The 3,162-nt window shown below is 37.5% G+C and carries 4 protein-coding genes; 2 read left to right on the top strand and 2 right to left on the bottom strand.

Going from position 1 to position 3,162, the window contains the following annotated elements:
* Positions 1-594, bottom strand: a 594-nt coding sequence (locus PHE37_RS13795; RefSeq protein ID WP_299997955.1) for an alpha-E domain-containing protein, incomplete at its 3' end; no start/stop codon positions are given.
* Positions 591-1,964 (bottom strand): circularly permuted type 2 ATP-grasp protein, encoded by a 1,374-nt coding sequence (locus PHE37_RS13800; RefSeq protein ID WP_299997958.1) that lies wholly within the window; start codon positions 1,962-1,964, stop codon positions 591-593. The genes PHE37_RS13795 and PHE37_RS13800, both read right to left, overlap by 4 nt.
* A gap of 218 nt (positions 1,965-2,182) precedes the next feature.
* On the opposite strand from PHE37_RS13800, the gene PHE37_RS13805 reads away from it, so the two are divergent.
* The gene (locus PHE37_RS13805) at positions 2,183-2,410 is read left to right on the top strand and encodes a DUF2061 domain-containing protein (protein ID WP_299997960.1); all 228 of its coding nucleotides are present in this window, start codon (positions 2,183-2,185) and stop codon (positions 2,408-2,410) included.
* Positions 2,407-3,093: a phosphoadenylyl-sulfate reductase gene (locus PHE37_RS13810; protein ID WP_300008839.1), complete on the top strand. Its 687-nt coding sequence runs from the start codon at positions 2,407-2,409 to the stop codon at positions 3,091-3,093. Before PHE37_RS13805 ends, PHE37_RS13810 begins: the two co-directional genes overlap by 4 nt.
* The last annotated feature ends 69 nt before the right edge of the window (positions 3,094-3,162 follow it).

Consider the following 3,162-nt stretch of genomic DNA (forward strand, 5'->3'; position numbering starts at 1 on the left):
GCTTGAATGTAATGAAACTTTGGCGTTATATTGACCTAATTTTGCAAGTAAATTATTGAGTCTGGCAACATCCAATGCTGTTGCTTCTAGGCTGTCAAAAAGACGAATATTAAGATCCATTTTCTCAATAATACGTCCTAATTGAATTAAGTCTTTTTCATGCATGTGAGCAATATTTAATTCCAAATTTCCCCAAATAGCATCCAATTCTTGTAAGGTTGACTCCAACCAAAAAATAGATGTTTTAGGTTCATCTTTAGCAATTTGATAACGAAGATAGAGACCATTGATTCGGCTAAACATTCTGTTTGGAAGAGATGCACGGGCTAATACAGCATTTTCACGGGCATTATTGACAATGCTTAGAAGGCTGACAAACTCAAGATCAAAAGTAGCTTGACGAAGAAACTCTTGATTATTTTGATAATCAAGTGTCAGGCCAAGTTTCGCATAAAAATTATGGCTCTCTTGATGATTATCGTCAAGAATTTTATCAAAGATATCAATGACCAAACGTGACATGCTCTCAGCACGTTGGATATAGCGTCCTATCCAAAAAAGATGTTCAGCTGTTTGTGGTGAAATAAGAATCATTTACTCTCCTTTAAAATCCAAGTGTCTTTAAATCCGCCACCTTGGCTAGAGTTAACGATATAGCTTTTAGGATCCATAGCATAACGCGTTAATCCTCCTGGCCATACGACAATCTCTTCACCATATAAAGAATACATTCGAAGGTCTGCTTTATGAGGTATAAGTTGTCCTAAATCATTACGGCATTCAATATCATAAAATTCGATAACTTCTTGTGCGATAAAACGTCTTGGTTCTTTTAAAATAGCTTCTTTCATATGTTCACGCTCACTTTTTGAAAGTTGTGAACCAAAGACAACGCCATACCCACCTGCTTCAGCAACATCTTTAATAACCAATGTGCGAAGATTTTGGATAATGTACTGACGGTCTTTTTCAAAAAATGCCAAATACGTTGGGGCATTTTGTAAAATGGGCTCTTCCCCCATATAGTAGCGAATCATTTGAGGAACAAAATAGTAAATGCCTTTATCATCAGCGATGCCATTTCCAATACTATTCATCAAGCCAATATTGCCTGCTCGGTAGACTTGTGTGATATTAGGCACACCAATCAGTGATTCAGCATGAAAAAACTTAGGATCAAGTGCATCATCATCCATTCGACGATAGACAGCGCCTACACGAGAACGTTTACCATTAAAGGTTTTGAAGTAAAGGATATTGTTTTCAACAAATAAATCCTCCCCTGTGGCAAAAACTGCGCCACTCTCTTTAGCAAGGTAGGAGTGTTCATAAAATGCAGAGTTATAGCGACCTGGTGTCAAGACAACATTGATACCGCCGGTGTTAACGTAATCCATTGTTTTTTTGAGAATTTGAGGGTAATCATAAACTTTTTGTATTGGTAATTTTTCAAAAAATTCAGGAAATACTTTACGGGTAAGCTTACGAATCGAAAGAGGGTAGCTAACACCACTTGGGACACGTAAATTATCTTCTAAAACAACCCATCCATCGCCAACGCTATTTTTCACAAGATCTATACCGCTGATATGAACACGAATTTTTTTTGAAACAGGAGTATTCATAAATTCGGGTAAAAATGCTTTAGAAGCAAAGACGAAATCGGAAGGGATAATGCCATCTTTTAATATCTTTTGCTCACTATAAATATCTTCTAAAAAAAGATTTAGAGCGTAAATACGTTGTTGAATTCCTTTATCCAAGTACTCAAATTCACTCGCAGAAACAATACGGGGAATAATATCAAAAGGAAACTTCCGCTCTATAAAAGAGCCATTCTTAAAGAGATTAAAGTTAATGGCTTCGGTGCGCATGTACGATAAGAGCTCTTTAACGCGGTCAGGATCGATAGTATTTAAGATGGCCTTAAATTCATCGTATAGGGGGCTTTGTGATTCTACCATGTGATTGTAACCTGTACCCTTCGTAATTTAAGATAATTTTAGCACAAATGCATAAAAAGTAGGTGTTAAAAATGTGACAAAAGGATTATTTTTTAATCATCTTATACAAGTAGGGGAAAAAAACAAAACAAGTTGATTTAATGTTTAGTAAATCAATTAACAAACTTGACAAAGTAAAATAAAACTGCTATGCTTCTGAAAATTTTGCAGGAAACAACATGGTAGAACAAAAAAAACGAAGTATTCTTAAAGCACTTTCGTGGCGAGCCACAGGGACTGTTGATACGATTATCATCAGTTACATCGTGACTGGAAATCCACTTGCAGCTGTTTCCATTGGTGCTTTTGAATTGGTCACAAAGACGGCGCTGTACTATTTTCATGAGCGTGCATGGAACAAAATTGAGTACGGAAGAAAAAAAATAGAACCGGAGTATCAGATATGAGTAAAAGTTATGATGAAAAAGTCTCTGACGCGCTTGAATTATTAGGTTTACATGTAAAGGGAAAAGACCTCCATGTAAGCTTAGCCTTTAGCCACCAAAATGAAGATGCCATCGCTCTTTCATTGGCGCTACAAGCAGGCATTAATGTGAGTGTTTTTACGCTAGATACCTACAAGCTTTTTGAGCAATCATTGGCTTACCAAAAAGAGATAGAAGCTTTTTTTGATGTCACGATTCAAGCCTTTAGTGCTCATGGTGAAGCGATAAAAGCATTGGAAGCCAAAGTAGGGGAGTGGGGAATTTTTGATGATATTAATTTGCGTAAAGAGTGTTGTCATGTACGTAAACTTTTACCACTAAAAGAAGCACTCAAAGGCAAAGATGGCTGGATTAGCGGTATTCGAGCAGCGCAATCAATCACACGAAGCGAAACGGTGATGCAAGAGTTTGATACGGTTCATCAAATGCAAAAGTTTAACCCTTTAGCCTTTTTTAGCGATGCAGATGTGGCGCGTTACATGCAAGAACATCATATTCCCCAAAATGCTTTGTATGCCAAAGGCTTTCAAAGCATAGGTTGTTCGTGTTGTACCAGAGCAATAGCTGAGGGGGAAGATATTAGAGCAGGTCGTTGGTGGTGGGAAAATCCAGAGCACAAAGAGTGCGGTTTACATGTAAAGTAAAAGCGAAGCGTGGGCATGCCGCCGAGGCAAACTTAGCGTTAGCGTAGTATCAAGAGCTTTGCTTTTGAT

Source organism: Sulfuricurvum sp. (assembly GCF_028681615.1).
In the GTDB taxonomy this organism is placed as follows: domain Bacteria; phylum Campylobacterota; class Campylobacteria; order Campylobacterales; family Sulfurimonadaceae; genus Sulfuricurvum.